The organism is Lacinutrix sp. (assembly GCF_037625555.1).
Taxonomy (GTDB): domain Bacteria; phylum Bacteroidota; class Bacteroidia; order Flavobacteriales; family Flavobacteriaceae; genus Lacinutrix.
Genome location: NZ_JASJHV010000013.1, coordinates 1 through 19,069 on the forward strand (window position 1 = coordinate 1; position 19,069 = coordinate 19,069).

Sequence of the window (19,069 nt, forward strand, 5' to 3'; positions counted from 1 at the left end):
CCACGAGGTGTTTTTAACCCCTCCTTATTGAAGATTTGAGATATCTTTCTGTATCCAATAGGGGTAAGAAAATGTTCCTTAAAACCCCTTATTCTATCAAACAAGTACTGTTGATAATCGGAATATGAAGAACTCCAAAGATGGGTAGTTCTTATTGATATTGAGAATGTTACGAGTAGTTTATAGGAGTAAGAGTAAATGTCACGTGTCACTACTCCACCGTTACAGATTTTGCTAGATTTCTAGGTTGATCTACATTTCTATCTAACATTACTGCTATGTGATAAGACAGTAATTGAAATGGTATTGTTGTTAATAATGGAGTTAATGACTCAAGTGTTTCGGGTACTTCAATTACATGGTCTGCTAATTCTGTTACATCAACATCTCCTTCTGTTACAATACCTATAATTTTTCCTTTTCTAGATTTTATTTCTTGAATATTACTAACCACTTTTTCATAATGACCTCTCTTAGTAGCTATTACAAAAACAGGCATTTGTTCATCAATTAATGCAATAGGACCATGTTTCATTTCTGCAGCAGGATAACCTTCAGCATGTATATAAGAAATTTCTTTAAGTTTTAAAGCGCCTTCTAATGCTACTGGAAAATTAAATCCACGTCCTAAGTATAAACAGTTCTTTGCATCTTTATAGATACTGGCTATTGCTTTTATGTGTTCGTCTTGTAATAAAGCTTTTTCTACTTTACCAGGAATTAGTTCTAACTCTTGAAGGTGATGTTGGAAATCTGGTTTAGAGATAGTACCTTTTTCTTTTGCTAGTTTTAAAGCAATTAGAGTTAATACTGTAATTTGTGTTGTGAATGCTTTAGTAGAAGCAACACCAATTTCTGGTCCAGCATGAGTATAAGCTCCTGCATAAGTTTCTCTAGCGATAGACGATCCAATAACGTTACAAACTCCAAATACAAATGCTCCTTTAGATTTAGCTAATTTTATTGCTGCTAATGTATCTGCAGTTTCTCCAGATTGAGAAATAGCAATAACAACGTCTTTTTCTGTAATTACTGGGTTTCTATATCTAAATTCAGAGGCATATTCAACTTCAACTGGAATTCTTGCTAAATCTTCAAATATATATTCAGCTACTAATCCTGCATGCCAAGATGTTCCACAAGCGATTAATATAATTCTATTAGCATTTAAAAATCGTTCAAGATTATCGTCTATTCCAGCCATTCTTATAAGACCTTCTTTTACACGTAACCTTCCTCTGTAAGTGTCTTTTATAGCTTCTGGTTGTTCATGTATTTCTTTAAGCATAAAATGCTCATAACCACCTTTTACTATTTGTTCTAAATTAAGTTTAAGCTCTTGTATGTATGGATCTACTAGAGAATCATCTTTAATTTTTCTAATTTTTATTCCTTTTTTTAATCTTACTATTGCCATTTCTTCATCTTCAAGATATATGGTTTTTTTAGTGTACTCTAAAAAAGGTGTTGCATCACTAGCAATAAAAAACTCATCATCTCCAACACCAATTGCTAGAGGGCTTCCTAGTTTAGCAACTACTATTTCATCTGGTTTATTTTTATCAAAAACAGCAATAGCATAAGCGCCAATAACTTGGTTTAATGTTATTTGAACAGCTTTACCTAGTTTTACTTTTTCGTTCTTTTTAACGTCTTCGATAAGATTAATCAATACCTCTGTATCTGTATCAGATGTAAAAGTGTAACCTCTTTTTATTAGCTCTTTTTTAATTGAAGCATAGTTTTCTATAATACCGTTATGGATGATTACTAAATCTCCAGAATTAGAATAGTGTGGATGAGAGTTTACATCGTTAGGCACGCCATGTGTAGCCCAACGTGTATGACCAATACCAACGTGTCCATTGGTAGCCATATCTTGATTTACTCTTTTTTCTAAGTCTGAAACTTTACCTTTTGTTTTAGATAGTCTTAAATTTTCACCATCAAACAAAGCAATTCCAGCGCTATCATAACCTCTATATTCTAGTCTTTTAAGTCCTTCAAGAACTATAGGATAAGCTTCTTTTTTGCCAATATAGCCAACTATACCACACATATATTATTAATTTTCTGGTTCTGTATAAAAAATTTCGAATTTAGCTCTCAATTCTGTATTGATGTTTATATCGTTTCCATGAAGAATTGTGCCTTTAGGGCTTAAAATATTTGTACTTGGTACAATATCTAATGTGCTATCATCATCATCATTATTTATTCCTTGTATTTTAGACTGCGATAAAACATTTATATTATTTGCAATAAATAATCCTAATTTTACATTGGTAGAATCACTTTGCAAAATATTTGTAATATGAGCAGTTAATCTAATTTTATACCTTACTCCTTTTTCATTGTTATTAGAATCTCTGGTAAGAACTTCAGAATAACCTGTTTTAGAAAAGGTAGGCTGAATTGTATTTGTTGAGCCATCTAAGAAATAATCTATAATAGGAGTATTGTTTTTTAAATCGTAAAGTGTTAAACGATTAGGTTCATCATTTTCTGATCTTGAATCGTTAAGTAAGTCTTCATTTACATAAAACACCAAATTGGCTTCATTAATTAACCATTTATCTTTTTTACCATAGAAATAATCGAAAGTAGGTACTAAATCTCCATCTTCATTTTCAATATCGCCTGAGAATAATTCTAAAACAGCCATAGAACCTTCGGTTCCATTTAAATACAAGTTTTCTTCTTCTCCGTCATGGTCTTCAACATTTATTCTATCGAAAGTGTTTACTCTATTACCATTAAATTCTAGTCTGTAAACTGTTGCGTTTCTTGCATCATAAGGTTCTCCTGCTTCTTCGGCATCAATTTCTTCTTGATTTGTGTAGTTAAAAAGGATGTTTCCTGCATTAAAGTTTAAATGTGTTAAACTTCCATCTGGATCTGTTGCGCTTGGAGGCTCTACTTTTATAACTAAACCTCTAAAAAAATCTTTAAAATTACTTCTAGTACTTAAAATACTACTGCCTTGATTTGCAAAGAAAATATTTTCCCAAAGCGCGACATTAGTGTTAAGGTTATCTGGACTAGAGTCTAGTAAGTTTACTCTAATTCCAGGTGTAAAACGTTCTGTTACTTCATCATTACCTTCATCGTCTTGCTCTATTGTAATGTGTTCTACATTACTAATTTTAAAGTTGTTGTCTTGGTATATTAAATTTGAAGCAGCTAAGTTAGATTCAAATAATTGACTTTGATTTGAATAGTAACATTGCGTGCTTTGAAAATCTAAATTTGGATCTAAATCTTGAAGTACATAATTACTTCTATAGATAGATAGCTTAAAAGCTTTATCTGTATCACCTACAATAGAATCTAAACTGTAAGTATTATTGCCATCTTCATCTGTGCTTTCTCCAGTAGAATAATATGGAATTGTTAAATATACAGATTCTACACTTCTATTTGCTTCTCCAAAATCTGGATTGTAGGTTGTTGGAGTAATTTGGGATATTACACTTGCTACTGTGGTTCCTAAAGCAGCAGTTGGGTTTCTATACACACCTAGAAGATTTCCGTTCAATCCATTTGTTTGAACTCCAACAACATCATTAGTTCCGCTTGGAGTAAAAGGAGTAAAAGTTTTTGTTCTTGTAACAAATGGAAATAGTTTACTTGTTGCATCAAAGTTTTTTATGCCCTGAATGTCACTTTCAATATTCGAAAAATCGTTATCACAAGATATTGAGATTATTAAAATTAAGCCAAGTAAACCAATAGATTTAAGGCTTTTAATTGTTTTTTTCATAAAATTTCTTCTCGTGTTATAAAACACTTTCATTATAAAATGTCGTGTAAGCTTCTGCAAACTCATCTTTTTCTTTAAAATCTAAAACAGGTTTGTCTGCCTTTTTTAAATAGTCTTCTAGTTCTTTAGGGATTTCTGCTGAACCAATTATTAAAGCATCTGAATTATCAATAGCAACCTTCATTAAATTATTATAAGTAGGATTTTCTAATGTTTTTAGAGCATCTTTATCGATATTATCGAAAGCTACTTTATTAATTAGGTCTTTATTTAACGTGTTTTCAAAGCTTTGATTGTATACAGAAGTCACAATTTTACTTTCGTTAAATAATGGTTCGTCTTTATAAAATTGCTTTAGATACAATGGTAGTAGTGCAGCAAGCCAACCATGAACATGAATAATGTCTGGTGCCCAATTTAATTTTTTAACAGTTTCTATAACGCCTTTTGCAAAGAAAATAGCGCGTTCATCATTATCTGGAAATAATTTCCCATCCTCATCTGTTAATGTTGCTTTTCTTTTAAAGTATTCATCATTATCTGTAAAATAAACCTGAATACGCTCTTTAGGTATTGATGCCACTTTTATAATTAAAGGCATATCTAAATCATTGATCACTAAATTAATTCCAGAAAGTCTAATTACCTCATGCAATTGGTGTCTTCTTTCATTAATATTTCCATATCTAGGCATGAATATTCTAATTTGGCCACCTTGTTGGTTTACCATTCTTGGCGTTTCAAACGACATTGAAGAAATCTCGGTTTCTGGCAAATATGGTACCACTTCAGACGACACATATAATATTCTCTTATCTTTCATACGTTAGTTTTAATCGATATTAATTTTCAAGGTAAAATTGTTTAACCTTCTCATTTTCTAGTTTTTATCGAACAAACGTTACAAAAGCGCTTAAAAATAAAAATAAAAATACAAAAGTACAAAATTTTATGCAGATTGCGACTAATATATTAAGTTTGCACGCGTTAATTTTATATTAAAAATGATAGTTTTTAACAACAAAACCGAAATTCAGGACCATATTTCTAAGAAAAAAGCAAAAGGAACAACTTTTGGTTTTGTTCCAACTATGGGAGCATTGCATAATGGTCATTTGTCTTTAGTAAAAAGAGCACTAGAAGAAAATGATGTTTGCGTGGTTAGTATTTTTGTAAACCCAACTCAGTTTGATAATGTCGAAGATCTTAAAAAGTATCCCAGAACATTAGAAAGAGATGTTTCTCTTTTAGGAACAGTTTCTAAGACTATTTTGGTTTATGCACCGAGCGTTCAAGATATTTATGAGGGTAATACCAAAGCAGAACATTTTAGTTTTGATGGTATAGAATTTGAAATGGAAGGTAAATTTAGGCAAGGTCATTTTGATGGTGTTGGAACAATTGTAAAAAGGCTATTTGAAATTATAACACCTAACAATGCTTATTTTGGTGAAAAGGATTTTCAGCAATTAGCAATTATTAAAAAATTAGCTCAAAAGTATAAAATACCTGTTACTGTAAAAGGTTGCGAAATATACAGAGAAGTTAATGGTCTAGCATATAGCTCAAGAAACGAAAGGTTAAAACCAGAGTATAAGAAAGCAGCACCTTTTATATTTAAAATTTTAACAGAATCTAAAGAGAGGTTTGGCACAAAAAGTGCTAAACAAGTAACGGAATGGGTAGAAAAACAATTTGCTAAAAACAAGTTTCTAGAACTTGAATATTTTGTAATTGCAGGTATTACAACCTTAAAAAACGTAAAAAGGAAATCCAAATCTAAACAGTATCGTGCGTTTGTTGCAGCTTATGCAGATGACATAAGATTAATAGACAATATCGCGCTTAATTAATTATCTTTGCAAAATGCAAATACAAGTAGTAAAATCTAAAATTCATAGAGTAAAAGTAACAGGAGCAGACCTAAATTACATTGGTAGTATAACTATTGATGAAGATTTAATGGATGCTGCTAACATTATACAAGGAGAGAAAGTTCAAATTGTAAATAATAATAATGGAGCTCGTTTAGTAACTTATGCCATTCCTGGTCCACGAAAAAGTGGTGAAATTACATTAAACGGTGCAGCAGCAAGACTGGTTTCTCCTGGAGATGTTTTAATATTAATTACTTATTGTTTTATGGATATTGAAGAGGCTAAAGTTTTTAAACCATCTTTGGTGTTTCCAGATGAAGCTACCAATTTGTTAAAATAATAAGTCTTGAATAGCACCTTCAAAAAAATTCTCAAAATTGGTCTTCCATTTTTACTTGCAATCTGTTTTGGTTGGTACACATTCACACAATTACCTGTAAAAGAAATTCTTCCTTATTTTAAGTCTGCAAATTATTGGTGGATTTTACTAGGTATGTTTTTTGGTTTATTAAGTCATTTATCTAGAGCTTACAGATGGAAATATCTTCTAGAGCCTATGGGTTATACACTAAGATTTCCAAATAGTATAATGGGCGTTTTTATTACTTATTTAGCCAATTATGGTATACCAAGATCTGGAGAAGTTTTACGTGCAGCAGTTTTAACTAATTATGAGAATGTACCTTTCGAGAAAAGTTTTGGTACAATTGTAGCAGAGCGCATGGCAGATTTAATTGTTATGTTAGGTATCATAGGTTTTACTTTAATTATTCAGTTTGATTATATCTACGAATTGCTTAGTCAATCTATAGACCCTAAAAAACTTATTTTAATAGCAATACTAGGAATAGTAGCGTTTGTCCTAATCTTTATTATTCTAAAAAGAAGTAAATCTAAAATTGCATTAAAAATTAAGGGTTTTTTAAGTGGCTTAATAGAAGGTGTTCTTAGTATTTTTAAACTGAAAAACAAATGGACATTTATATTCCATACATTATTTATTTGGGCTATGTATGTTCTTATGTTTTATTTAACAACGCTTGCTTTACCAGATTTAGATAACATTACCATTGGCGCAGTACTTGTTGCTTTTATTGCGGCAAGTTTTACAATTGCAGCCACAAATGGTGGAATATTTGTTTATCCAGTAGCAGTAATGAAGGCGTTTATGGTCTTTGGTATTGCCTCAGTACCTAGTTTGGCTTTTGGATGGATTATGTGGACATCTCAAACTGTTATGATAATAATTTTTGGCACACTTTCTTTCATATTTCTCCCTATTTACAATAGAAAGAAATAATTTGTACATTGCATTTCTAATTTTATAAATCTACTATGAAACGTATTTTATTCCTTTTCGTTATACTTTTTTCAGTTCAATTAATTTCTGCTCAAGTCACCTATAAAAGTTTTAATTCAGAAAGATTAGCTGAGGCTAGAGAAATAAAAATACAACTCCCTAGAAGTTATCAATCAAGCGATAAAAGTTATCCAATAATTGTGGTTTTAGATGGCGATTATATGTTCGAAATTGTTGCAGGAAATGTAGAATATTCTTCCTATTGGGAAGATATTCCAGAAGCAATAGTAGTAGGTGTTAATCAATTTAATAAAAGAACAGACGACACTACATATTCAGAATTAAACTCATTACCAATAGAAGGAGGTGCAGCTTTTTTTGAGTTTATAGGTATGGAACTTATTCCATATATTGAAAAAACATATAGAACAGAAAAATTTAAAGTGGCTGTTGGACATGGTATTACTGCAAATTTTATAAATTATTATTTACTAAAAGAGATACCATTATTTAATGCTTATGTAAGTCTAAGCCCAGATTTAGCTCCAGATATGCAAGCTTTTTTAACCGAAAGGCTTCCAAATATTACAACAAAAACATTCTATTATTTAGCAACGTCTAACAACGATGATAAAAATATAAATATAGAAACCTTAGCTTTAAATAATGCCATAAAAGGAATAGAAAATAAAAATGTTTTACGCACTTTCGATAATTTTAAAGGACCAACACATTATTCGCTTCCAGCTCACGCAATCCCAAAAGCATTAGAGAGTATTTTCTTTGTCTTTAGGCCAATATCTAAAAAAGAATATAAGGATACACTTTCAAAGTTAGAGACTTCTCCAGTAGATTATTTAGTCGAAAAATATGATACAATCGAGGATCTTTTTGGAATAAAAAAACAAATACTTATAAACGATTTTAGAGCTGTTGCAGCAGCAATAAATAAATCTAAAAAATTTGAATATTACGAACCTCTTGGTAAATTAGCTAGAAAAGAATATCCAAACACTTTACTTGGGAATTACTATTTAGGACGCTATTACGAAGAGAAAGGAGATACTAAAAAAGCAATGAAAACATACCAATCTGCATACATACTAGAAGAAGCGGCTGGTATAACAAAAGACCATGTTTTAGAGCTTGCCGAGCAAATTAAAGTAGATTTCGGATACTAATAAAACGGTACTTTTTTAGGTTACAACAAGAATAATATTAAACTTTATAATTAACATTCTCATTCCTAGGGAAAATAAATATGGCTAAAGTTAAAACTACTTTTTTTTGCCAAAGTTGTGGCACACAATATTCTAAATGGCAAGGACAATGTACAGCTTGTAAAGAGTGGAATACAATTGTTGAAGAGGTAATACAAAAGCCAGAAAAAAGCGATTGGAAAACACCAACAAACACTCAAAAGCGAACATCAAAACCGCTTACAATAAAGCAAATTGATTCGTCTAAAGAAGCAAGATTAGACACTTTAGATCAGGAGTTTAACCGTGTTCTTGGTGGTGGTATTGTTCCAGGTTCATTAACGCTTTTGGGTGGAGAACCAGGAATAGGAAAAAGCACATTGTTACTTCAAATTTCTTTAAAACTGCCCTATAAAACTTTATATGTTTCTGGAGAAGAAAGCCAGAAACAAATAAAAATGCGTGCAGAACGTATAAATCCAGATAACGACAGTTGCTATATTCTTACAGAAACAAAAACTCAGAATATATTTAAGCAAATAGAAGCTTTAGAGCCAGATATTGTTATTATAGACTCCATACAAACATTACATAGCGATTATATAGAATCTTCAAGCGGAAGTATTTCGCAAGTAAAAGAATGTACTTCAGAACTCATAAAATTTGCAAAAGAGACCAATACACCTGTAGTTTTAATTGGTCATATTACAAAAGATGGTAATATAGCAGGACCCAAAATATTGGAACACATGGTAGATACTGTGTTACAATTTGAAGGAGATAGAAACCATGTGTTTAGAATTTTACGCGCTCAAAAAAACCGTTTTGGTTCTACAAATGAGCTTGGTATATATGAAATGCAAGGTTCTGGTTTAAGAGAAGTGAGTAATCCTAGTGAAATATTAATTTCTAAAAAAGACGAAGAACTTTCTGGAAACGCTATTGCTGCAACCTTAGAAGGCATGCGACCATTAATGATAGAAGTGCAAGCCTTAGTGAGTACAGCAGTTTATGGAACTCCACAACGTAGTGCAACCGGTTTTAATGCCAAGCGATTAAACATGCTTTTAGCTGTTTTAGAAAAACGAGCTGGTTTCCGTTTAGGTGCAAAAGATGTGTTTTTAAATATTACAGGTGGCATAACTGTAGACGATCCAGCAATAGATTTAGCAGTAGTTGCTTCCATTTTATCCTCAAATGAGGATGAAGCTTTGCCTGCAAATTATTGTTTTGCTGCAGAAGTTGGTTTGTCTGGTGAAATAAGACCAGTACAACGTGTTGAACAGCGTATTTTGGAAGCCGAAAAACTTGGTTTTTCAACAATATTTGTATCAAAATACAATAAGATATCTTTAAAGGACACTCAAATAAAAGTTCAGTTAATTTCTAAGATTGAAGATTTAGTAGATTTTTTAGTTTAGTCTACATGAGAAAAATTATAATATTCTTTTTTTTATTTTGTTCCTTTTACTTGTATAGTCAAGATCAAGAAGCGACTTTATTTTTTAGAGATGGAACTACATTAAAAGGATATGCTAGCATAACTCACAATAGAAATATTGAATTCAGATTAACTTTAGAAGATGATCCAGATGAGTGGAAAGATATAATGGTTAAGGCTATAACTTTTCATGGGTTTGATACAGATATTAGATACGAATATCAATATCTTATAAAAGGCAAACAGCATCCATTATTATTAGAAGTTGTCGAAAAAGGAAATGTAAATTTATACAAGTCTATAGACTATTATGTTTTTAATAGAAGAGGATTGTTTCCAAACGATAATAGATTTGGAGGGTATTATAATGAAGTGTCTAAAAAAAACAAATACCATTATTATATAAGAAAGCCAAATCAAAAATTAGTTGTTAAACTCAATAATAGGTTTTATTATAAAGAAGCAGCTAAGTATTTTCAAGATTGTCCAACCTTAGTAGAAAAAATAAATAGTAAGAAATATTCTAAAAAGAGAGCAATAGAAATAGTTCAATTTTACAACGATTTGTGCGATGATGAAATTTTTCAAGTTTATTTCTGTTAACTAATTATAACCTCTTTTTTCACAAAATTCCTTAAATTCGCTTTTCATATAGAAATTAGAAAAAATGAGTGCAGGATTCCCTGAATATAAAGGACTTAACTTACCAAACGTAGCAGAAGAAATTCTTAAGTATTGGCAAGAAAATAACATCTTCGAAAAGAGTGTAACAACTCGTGAAACTGCAGAACCTTATGTATTTTTTGAAGGTCCACCAAGCGCAAACGGTTTACCTGGAGTACACCATGTTTTAGCTCGCGCTATAAAAGATATTTTTCCACGTTATAAAACCATGAAAGGTTTCCAAGTAAAGCGTAAAGCAGGATGGGATACTCATGGATTACCAATAGAGTTAGGTGTAGAAAAAGAATTAGGGATTACTAAAGAAGATATTGGTAAAACTATTTCTGTAGAAGATTATAATGCAGCCTGTAGAAAAGCTGTTATGCGTTATACAGATGTTTGGAATAACCTAACACAAAAAATGGGTTATTGGGTAGATATGGATGATCCATACATTACCTACGAGCCTAAGTATATGGAAACAGTATGGTGGTTATTAAAAGAAATTTACACTAAAAACTTAATGTATAAAGGCTATACCATACAGCCTTATTCTCCAAAAGCAGGAACCGGTTTAAGTTCTCACGAAGTTAACCAACCAGGAGCATATCAAGATGTAACAGATACCACAGTAGTAGCTCAATTTAAAGCTTTACAAAATACATTGCCAGATTTTTTACAAAACGAAGGGGATATTCATTTTATAGCTTGGACTACTACACCTTGGACGTTGCCAAGTAATACTGCATTAACAGTTGGCCCAAAAATAGATTATGTTTTAGTAGAAACGTATAATCAATATACATTTAAACCTATCAATGTCATTTTAGCAAAACCATTAGTAGGAAAACAATTTGGAGGAAAAGCTAACGTGCAAGTTGAAGAAAAATCAGCACTTTTAAACTACAAAGATGGCGACAAAAAAATCCCATATTTTGTAGTAAAAGAATTTAAAGGAAAAGACCTTGTTGGTATAAAATACGAACAACTTTTACCATATGCATTGCCAAACGATAATCTAGAAAATGCTTTTAGAGTAATATCTGGAGATTTTGTAACGACCGAAGATGGAACAGGAATAGTACATACTGCACCAACTTTTGGAGCAGATGATGCTCTGGTAGCAAAACAAGCAACACCAGAAATTCCACCGCTTTTAGTAAAAGATGAGAACGATAACTTAGTACCACTTGTAGACTTACAAGGTCGCTTTAGACCAGAAATGAAAGAGTTTGGTGGAAAATACGTTAAGAACGAATATTATAATGATGGCGAAGCACCAGAACGCTCAATAGACGTAGAGCTTGCCATTAAGTTAAAAGAAGAAAATAAAGCCTTTAAGGTTGAAAAATATAAGCATAACTATCCACATTGTTGGAGAACAGACAAACCAATTCTATACTATCCATTAGATTCTTGGTTTATAAAAGTTACAGATGTTAAAGGACGTATGCACGAACTTAACACCAGTATTAATTGGAAACCAGAATCTACTGGAACAGGTCGTTTTGGAAACTGGTTAGCCAATGCCAACGACTGGAACTTATCGCGTTCTCGTTATTGGGGAATTCCATTACCAATCTGGAGAACAGAAGATGGTAAAGAGGAAATTTGTATAGGTTCTGTTGAAGAGCTTAAAAATGAAATGCAACGTGCTGTTGAGGCTGGCGTTTTAAAAGCTGATATCTTCGCAGATTTCGAAATTGGAAATAATTCCGAAGAAAATTATGCGAAAATAGATTTACATAAAAATATCGTTGATGAGATTGTATTAGTTTCAGAAAGCGGACAACCAATGAAGCGTGAAAGCGATTTAATTGATGTCTGGTTCGATTCTGGTTCTATGCCCTACGCACAATGGCATTATCCGTTTGAAAACAAAGATAAAATAGATGATAATAAATCGTTTCCAGCAGATTTTATTGCGGAAGGTGTAGACCAAACACGAGGTTGGTTTTATACATTGCATGCTATTGCAACTATGGTTTTTGATTCAGCTGCTTATAAAAACGTAGTTTCTAATGGTTTAGTTTTAGACAAAAACGGACAAAAAATGTCTAAACGTCTTGGGAATGCCACAGATCCTTTCGAGACTTTAGATACTTATGGAGCAGATGCGACGCGATGGTATATGATTTCTAACGCAAATCCATGGGATAATTTAAAATTCGATTTAGAAGGAATAGAAGAGGTTAAGCGTAAGTTTTTTGGTACGCTTTATAATACCTATTCATTCTTTCAACTATATACCAATATTGATAAATTTACCTATGCTGAAGCAGATATTGCTTTAATAGATAGACCAGAAATTGATAGATGGATTCTTTCAGAATTAAATACATTAATTCAAAAAGTAGACGATTATTATGCAGAGTACGAGCCAACAAAAGCAGCGCGTGCTATTTCTAATTTTACACAAGATTATTTAAGTAACTGGTATGTGCGTTTAAGTAGAAGACGTTTCTGGAAAGGAGATTACCAACAAGATAAAATATCAGCATACCAAACATTGTATACGTGTATGGTAACCATAGCAAAACTTGGCGCTCCAATTGCACCATTTTTTATGGATAAACTGTATTTAGATTTAAATTCTATTAGTAAAAAAGAAACATTTGAAAGTGTACATTTAGCTAATTTCCCAGTGTCTGATGCTAGTTTTATTGACAAGTCATTAGAACGTAAAATGGAAAATGCGCAAACAATATCGTCTTTAGTATTGTCGTTAAGAGCTAAGGAGAAAATTAAAGTGCGCCAGCCACTACAAAAGATAATGATACCTGTAGATTCCGCTCAACAAAAGGAAGAAATTCTAGCAGTAGCTAATTTAATTAAAAGTGAAGTAAACATTAAAGAAGTTGAAATTTTAGAAGATGCTTCAGATATTTTAGTAAAGCAAATAAAGCCTAATTTTAAAGCTTTAGGGCCTCGTTTTGGTAAGGATATGAAATTGATTGCAGGTCAGATTCAACAAATGACTTCAGAAGATATTAAAAGTATTGAACAAAAAGGTAGTTTAGATGTCGATTGTAATGGAAAAATTATTACTTTAGAATTCGGTGATGTTGAAATTACATCTCAAGACATTGAAGGATGGCTTGTAGCAAATGAAGGCGCTATTACAGTAGCATTAGATGTTACCATTTCTGAAGAATTACGTGAAGAAGGTATTGCTCGAGAGCTAGTAAACCGTATACAAAATTTACGAAAAGATTCAGGATTTGAAGTTACAGATCGTATATCTGTAGAACTACAAGAGCATGAGGAAATTATTAAAGCAGTAAAAACCAATTTAGATTATATTAAGGCTGAAACTTTAACAGATAGTCTAGAGATTGTAGAACAAGTAAATAATGGTATAGATATTGCATTCGACACTATAAATACAAAGTTATTTATTACAAAAAATTAATAGTATGGCAACAGAACACACAGTTAGATATTCAGATAAAGAGTTAGCAGAATTTAAAACGCTTATTCTTGACAAAATAAAAAGTGCACAACACGATTTAGAGCTTATTAAAAGCGCATACATGAATGACCATAATAATGGTACAGAAGATACGTCTCCTCAATTTAAGGCCTTTGACGAAGGTAGTATAGTCAACAGTAAAGAATCTAATTCTGCTCTAGCGATTAGACAAGAAAAATTTATTCGCGATCTTAAACACGCATTAATTAGAGTAGAGAATAAAAGTTATGGTGTTTGTCGTGTTACAGGAAAACTTATAAACCCAAAGCGATTAGAACTAGTTCCTCATGCTACTTTAAGTATAGAAGCTAAGAATATGCAAAAATAATATTCCTGCATAAGCAAGAATTCTCTTAAATAAAAAAACGCCAACTTTTTAAGTTGGCGTTTTTTTATTTAAACTATGTTGTTTTAAAACCAAGTGTTCCAAGGAATTTTTGCTAATACTAAAACAAGTGCTAGTGTATAAAAGATAGCCAAAGGTTTTAATTTTCCTGCTGAGGTTAATTTCTTTTTATGTTTAGAGTAACCAATAGTAATAAAAACAACAGCTAAAATCATAGCTATTGGGTGTTCTACTGCGTTAGATCGTAATGCAGAGTTTCCCATAACTTCTTTCATGGAACTTTCACCAAAATAATCTTGTGTAAACCATAAAGCAATACCAATTAATAATTGAATATGGGAGACAATAAGTGTAAAAAGTGCTAACCTAAAATCTCTAGCTTCGTATTCTTTTTTGCCAAAATATTTTATTAGTGCATTTGCTGTAGCGATTACCATCATAAAAAAAACAAGGTAAGCCCAGTAAGAGTGCAATATTTTAAACATAATCTGTGTTTTTATTAGTTATAAAACAAATGTAGTAATTATTAGTCATAAAAAAACCGCTCCCATTTAAGAAGCGGTTTATTTTTTCTATTTATATAGAAATTAGAAGTTATAACGCATACTTGCATTAAATGTTCTTCCTATTCCTAAGTAGTAACCAAAAGCATCTCTTTGATTAATATAAGCTTTGTTAAATAAGTTAAAAACATTTGCTCTAAAAGTCATTTTGTTAGCTCCTAAATCGAAGTTATATGTTACACCAGCATCAGCTAAAGTATAAGCAGGTAATCTTACAGAATTGTAAGTTCTTCCGGCTAAAGCATCAGCTGCAACATCTGCAGGATCAACAAATTCATATAAATCTGTGTAAAGGTTATAATCTAAATCTGCAGAAAAACCTTTAAATAATTGAGTTCTTAATCCAAGACCAAATGATGTTTGTGGTGCATTACCAATTTTTACATTAGTTAAATTAACTTTACCATCTGTAGTAATAAAATCACCTGTTTCATCATTTTGTAAATTGTAAGGTGTTTCTCCTTCATACTTCCAGTTTCCAATAGAACCATAAGCCTTTAAATTTAGTTTAGGACCGAAACCTCTGTACTCCATATCAAACTCAATACCATTATGAACTTGTGTTACATCATTTAATCTATAGGTAGAAGTTTCATCGTTTGCTTGTTGAGGGCCATTTATTGCTAAAAATCTATTTCCCCAAGTTGTATTATAAACATCAATGTTCAAACGGAATACATCATTTTTAAATCTGTATCCTCCTTCAAAACCAACAATTTCTTCATTTTCTACTTCTGGTTCAACTAATCTATTAGAATATCTAATATCAGCAAAAATATTATCTAAAAAGGGCTGACGAGAATATACACCAGCATTAGCAAAGAAAGAGTGTTGAACGTTTATTTTGTAAGCCGCACCTGCTTTAAGATTATAACCTGCTTTTGAGATTTTTTCAGACTTCCCTAATCCATCACCACGACCAGTTAACCTACCTTCTCTTTGGTATGATTGAGTAGAAACAGCACCTTGAAAGAATGCAGAAAATGAATCTTGTTTATATTCTGCTTGAGCAAAACCACCAATATAGTTTATGTTTTCAGAATAATCACGGTCATATCTTTGGTCTTCATCTGCGAAATCAAATAGAGCAGAACAAGGGTTTGCTTCGAAACTTTGTGATATTACATAGTCACTTGGACGATCTGTTCTAAAGTTATCATTGTATCCAGTTAAACCTAAGAAGTTATTTACTTGACGGAAGTGATCTCCTCTGTAAGTTCTAGCATCTATACCAACATTAAAAGAAAGGTTTTCGGTTTTTTCAATGTTTAAGTTAGATAATAAACCATACCAATTGTGGTTGTTTACAGAAGACCTTCTTAAATAAGAATCACCAAAGTTACCAATTCCGCTATTTGCAGAATCTATGTTGTTTTGAGTAATTTGATCAAAATTAATTAAACCATTTTCTCCAGCTCCATCATTTCTTACACGACCTCTTCCAAGACCACCTGTTCCACCTCCACGTCCCCAGGAAGCGTAAAGTACTGTAGATAAATATAAACCATCTTTAATTTTAAAATCCTAGTTTAAGTTAGCTACTGGTTTGTGGTAGTAGTTACGTCTTTCTGTAAAACGCTCTCCATCTAAAAATCCAGAGTTTGCATTGTATTTTTCACCATACTGTTCATAAGTTTCTAAATCGTCAGAAAAATTTTGATCATGCCATTGTGGAGCTCCTGTTAATAAGAAGTTGAATGAATGTTTCTCGTTTGGCTTATAACCAACTGAGAATAAATAGTTTTGCCCTTGACCAGCTGTACCTTCAGAATACTTACGGTGTGCATGCCAATGGTCTACTAAAATAGAGTAAGCCCATCCACTTTCTTGTAAACCTGAGTTGTAGGAAGCAGTAGCTTTACCGTAAGAATCGTTACCACCTAATAATCTAACAAAGCCTCCTTTTTTCTTATCTGTAGTTTTAGATACAATGTTTACAGTACCACCAACAGAAGAAATAGCTAATTTAGAAGAACCTAAACCACGTTGTACTTGTACAGTGTTTGCAACATCACTCATTCCAGACCAGTTAGACCAGTACATTCTACCGTCTTCCATACCATTAATTGGTTGTCCGTTTAATAAGTATGCCGTGTTTGTTTGATCGAAACCACGCAAGAATATTTAGCTATCTCCAAAACCACCAGCTTGATTAGACACATAAACAGATGGTGTGTTTTTCATTGCTTCACCAAATTCTACATTCCCTGCAGCTTTAAGTTGAATATCTTTACCTCTAATTGTAGAAACTGCTACTGGAGTTGCTCTTGATCCTGCAAGATCAATTACACCAGATCCAATAATTACAACTTCTTCTAAAGAACTATCTGAAGTTAATTGCTTAGTTCCTAAATTAGTGTTTCCTTTAAATGACGATGTCATAGAATCATAACCTACAAAGGTTATTACAATTTCACCTGAATCTGATAGGGTTTTCAAAGAAAAATTTCCCTCAAAATCAGTTGTAGTACCATTTGAAGTACCTTTTTCTAGAACATTTGCTCCTGGTAAAGGGCCATTCATTTCGGCATCAAATACTTTACCTGTTACGGTACTTTGGGCCATAGTGATTGCAGAACTTAAAATAGCGACTGCAAAAAACAAAATTTTAATTGTGTTTTTTATTTGGTTTGGTTAAAGTTAAATTGTTTAATTTTTGGCAAAAATGAGAATAATTAATGATTTAATATTAACTTATTGTTAACATATTTTAACAACATGAAGATAGTTATAATTTTAAAGGTGTTTACTTAATTGAAAATAAACCTATTAACAGTGTTTTTAACAATATTTATCTAAATTTTTTAAAGAATTCTAAAAGATTTTGAGTTGAAGCATCATGATTTTTTAAAGTGTTAAATTTAATGTCTTCTAGTATTGTACTCGCTAATTGCTTACCTAGTTCTACCCCAAATTGATCGTAGCTATAAATATTCCAAATAATACCTTGTACAAATATTTTATGTTCGTACATGGCTATTAATTTACCTAAACTTTCTGGAGTTAGTTTTTCTATAAAAATTGAATTTGTTGGTTTGTTACCTTCAAAAACTTTAAAAGGAAGCAGCTCTTCTATTTCTTGTTGCGATAGGTTTTGAGCTTTAAGTTCTGCTAAAACTTCAGATTCCGTTTTACCATTTAATAAAGCTTCGGTTTGTGCTATATAGTTAGAGATTAATTTGTCTTGGTGATCTTGGTTTCCGTGAAGACTTTGTGCAAACCCAATAAAATCTGTAGGAATTAATTTTGTGCCTTGATGTATTAATTGAAAAAAGGCGTGTTGAGAATTTGTACCTGGTTCTCCCCAAATTAATGTTCCGGTTTCGTAACTTACTTTGTTACCATTTCTATCTATTGACTTTCCGTTACTCTCCATTATACCTTGTTGCAAGTAGGTCGCAAATTGATTTAGGTATTGAGAATAGCCAATTACAGCTTCACTTTCTGCGCCATAAAAATTATTATACCATATGCTTATTAAGGCCAAAACTACTGGAATATTATTTTGGAATTCTTCATTTTTAAAATGAACATCCATAGTATTTGCCCCTTTTAAAAGCCTATTGTAATTATCGAAACCAACGGCTAGACTTATTGTTAGTCCTACAGCACTCCAAAGCGAAAAACGACCTCCAACCCAATTCCACATTGGAAAAATATTGTCTTCATTTATACCAAAATCTTTAACTTTTTCTGTGTTGGTTGAAACAGCTACAAAATGCTTAGCCACATCTTTTTCACTGCCATGTTTTAAAAACCATTCTCTTATGGTATTTGCATTAGATAACGTTTCCTGAGTTGTAAATGTTTTTGAAACAATTACAAATAGCGTAGTTTCTGGGTTTAATTTTTTTAGAACTTCATTTACATGGTCACCATCTACGTTACTTACAAAATGAGTAGTTAAGTGGTTTTTATAAAACTGTAAAGATTCTACAACCATTGCTGGCCCTAAATCACTTCCACCAATTCCAATATTTACAACATCTGTAAATGGTTTATTTGTATAGCCTTTTCTTTTACCATCTAATATAGAGCTAGTAAAGGTTTTCATTTTCTCTTTTACAGAAAAAATTTCTGGCATTATATTCTTTCCATCAACAATTACTGTGTCTGTTTTTTTACCACGTAAGGCTGTGTGTAAAACGGCTCTGTCTTCTGTTTTGTTAATAGTGTCTCCATTATAATAAGCTTTAATAGCCTTTTTAAGTTTTACTTGATCTACAAGATCTAAAAGCAAACTAAATGTTTCCTCTGTTATTCTATTTTTTGAGAAGTCTACATAAAAATCTTCCCAGCTTATTTTAAAATTATTAGCTCTGTTTTTATCTTTAATAAATTGCTCTTTAATATTAACTTGGTTAACCGTTTCAAAATGATTTTGAAGTGCTTTCCAAGCTGCTGTAGTTATAGGGTTAATTGAAGGGAGTCCCATTATTTATGCT

Annotated in this window: 16 protein-coding genes; 8 read left to right on the forward strand and 8 right to left on the reverse strand. The window is 31.7% G+C overall.

The features are described 5' to 3' along the window. Nucleotides 1-211: 211 nt before the first annotated feature. From glmS to QNK89_RS00680, 3 genes are read right to left on the reverse strand one after another with little or no spacing between them, the layout of a single operon-like run. Nucleotides 212-2,059 carry a glutamine--fructose-6-phosphate transaminase (isomerizing) gene (gene glmS, locus QNK89_RS00670; protein WP_340169023.1) on the reverse strand — a complete coding sequence of 616 codons (1,848 nt, stop codon included), beginning with the start codon at nt 2,057-2,059 and terminating at the stop codon, nt 212-214. A gap of 6 nt (nt 2,060-2,065) precedes the next feature. Beyond that, on the reverse strand, nt 2,066-3,763 hold the full coding sequence (locus QNK89_RS00675) for a DUF4270 domain-containing protein (RefSeq protein WP_340169025.1): 1,698 nt from the start codon (nt 3,761-3,763) through the stop codon (nt 2,066-2,068). A 16-nt stretch (nt 3,764-3,779) separates the two neighbouring features. After that, nucleotides 3,780-4,586 (reverse strand): glycogen/starch synthase, encoded by an 807-nt coding sequence (locus QNK89_RS00680; protein WP_340169027.1) that lies wholly within the window; start codon nt 4,584-4,586, stop codon nt 3,780-3,782. Nucleotides 4,587-4,767: 181 nt separating this feature from the next. On the opposite strand from QNK89_RS00680, the gene panC reads away from it, so the two are divergent. The 8 genes from panC to QNK89_RS00720 all read left to right on the forward strand — a co-directional run bounded on the left by panC (nt 4,768) and on the right by QNK89_RS00720 (nt 14,043). Further along, nucleotides 4,768-5,616, forward strand: coding sequence for a pantoate--beta-alanine ligase (panC, locus tag QNK89_RS00685; RefSeq protein ID WP_340169029.1), 849 nt, complete (start codon nt 4,768-4,770; stop codon nt 5,614-5,616). A gap of 13 nt (nt 5,617-5,629) precedes the next feature. After that, nucleotides 5,630-5,980 (forward strand): aspartate 1-decarboxylase, encoded by a 351-nt coding sequence (panD, locus tag QNK89_RS00690; protein WP_340169031.1) that lies wholly within the window; start codon nt 5,630-5,632, stop codon nt 5,978-5,980. Nucleotides 5,981-5,986: 6 nt separating this feature from the next. Then, a complete protein-coding gene (locus QNK89_RS00695) occupies nt 5,987-6,940 on the forward strand; it encodes a lysylphosphatidylglycerol synthase transmembrane domain-containing protein (protein ID WP_340169033.1) in 954 nt (317 codons plus the stop codon). A 35-nt stretch (nt 6,941-6,975) separates the two neighbouring features. Then, nucleotides 6,976-8,121, forward strand: a complete 1,146-nt coding sequence (locus QNK89_RS00700; protein ID WP_340169035.1) for an alpha/beta hydrolase-fold protein — start codon at nt 6,976-6,978, stop codon at nt 8,119-8,121. A gap of 80 nt (nt 8,122-8,201) precedes the next feature. Then, nucleotides 8,202-9,560, forward strand: coding sequence for a DNA repair protein RadA (radA, locus tag QNK89_RS00705; protein ID WP_340169037.1), 1,359 nt, complete (start codon nt 8,202-8,204; stop codon nt 9,558-9,560). A 50-nt stretch (nt 9,561-9,610) separates the two neighbouring features. Continuing rightward, nucleotides 9,611-10,183 (forward strand): hypothetical protein, encoded by a 573-nt coding sequence (locus QNK89_RS00710; protein ID WP_340169039.1) that lies wholly within the window; start codon nt 9,611-9,613, stop codon nt 10,181-10,183. A 64-nt stretch (nt 10,184-10,247) separates the two neighbouring features. Continuing rightward, entirely contained in the window at nt 10,248-13,655 is a 3,408-nt protein-coding gene (gene ileS, locus QNK89_RS00715) for an isoleucine--tRNA ligase (protein WP_340169041.1), read from the forward strand. 4 nt (nt 13,656-13,659) lie between these two features. Next, the gene (locus QNK89_RS00720) at nt 13,660-14,043 is read left to right on the forward strand and encodes a TraR/DksA C4-type zinc finger protein (RefSeq protein WP_340169043.1); all 384 of its coding nucleotides are present in this window, start codon (nt 13,660-13,662) and stop codon (nt 14,041-14,043) included. Between the two features lie 83 nt (nt 14,044-14,126). On the opposite strand, the gene QNK89_RS00725 is transcribed toward QNK89_RS00720, so the two are convergent. The 5 genes from QNK89_RS00725 to pgi all read right to left on the reverse strand — a co-directional run bounded on the left by QNK89_RS00725 (nt 14,127) and on the right by pgi (nt 19,059). Then, nucleotides 14,127-14,546, reverse strand: coding sequence for a hypothetical protein (locus QNK89_RS00725; protein ID WP_340169045.1), 420 nt, complete (start codon nt 14,544-14,546; stop codon nt 14,127-14,129). Between the two features lie 102 nt (nt 14,547-14,648). Continuing rightward, complete coding sequence (locus QNK89_RS00730; RefSeq protein WP_340169092.1) at nt 14,649-16,139, reverse strand: TonB-dependent receptor; 1,491 nt, start codon at nt 16,137-16,139, stop codon at nt 14,649-14,651. A gap of 9 nt (nt 16,140-16,148) precedes the next feature. After that, a complete protein-coding gene (locus tag QNK89_RS00735) occupies nt 16,149-16,742 on the reverse strand; it encodes a hypothetical protein (RefSeq protein ID WP_340169047.1) in 594 nt (197 codons plus the stop codon). Nucleotides 16,743-16,748: 6 nt separating this feature from the next. Beyond that, nucleotides 16,749-17,228 carry a carboxypeptidase-like regulatory domain-containing protein gene (locus QNK89_RS00740; protein WP_340169049.1) on the reverse strand — a complete coding sequence of 160 codons (480 nt, stop codon included), beginning with the start codon at nt 17,226-17,228 and terminating at the stop codon, nt 16,749-16,751. A 187-nt stretch (nt 17,229-17,415) separates the two neighbouring features. Further along, nucleotides 17,416-19,059, reverse strand: coding sequence for a glucose-6-phosphate isomerase (gene pgi / locus QNK89_RS00745; RefSeq protein WP_340169051.1), 1,644 nt, complete (start codon nt 19,057-19,059; stop codon nt 17,416-17,418). Nucleotides 19,060-19,069: the final 10 nt, after the last annotated feature.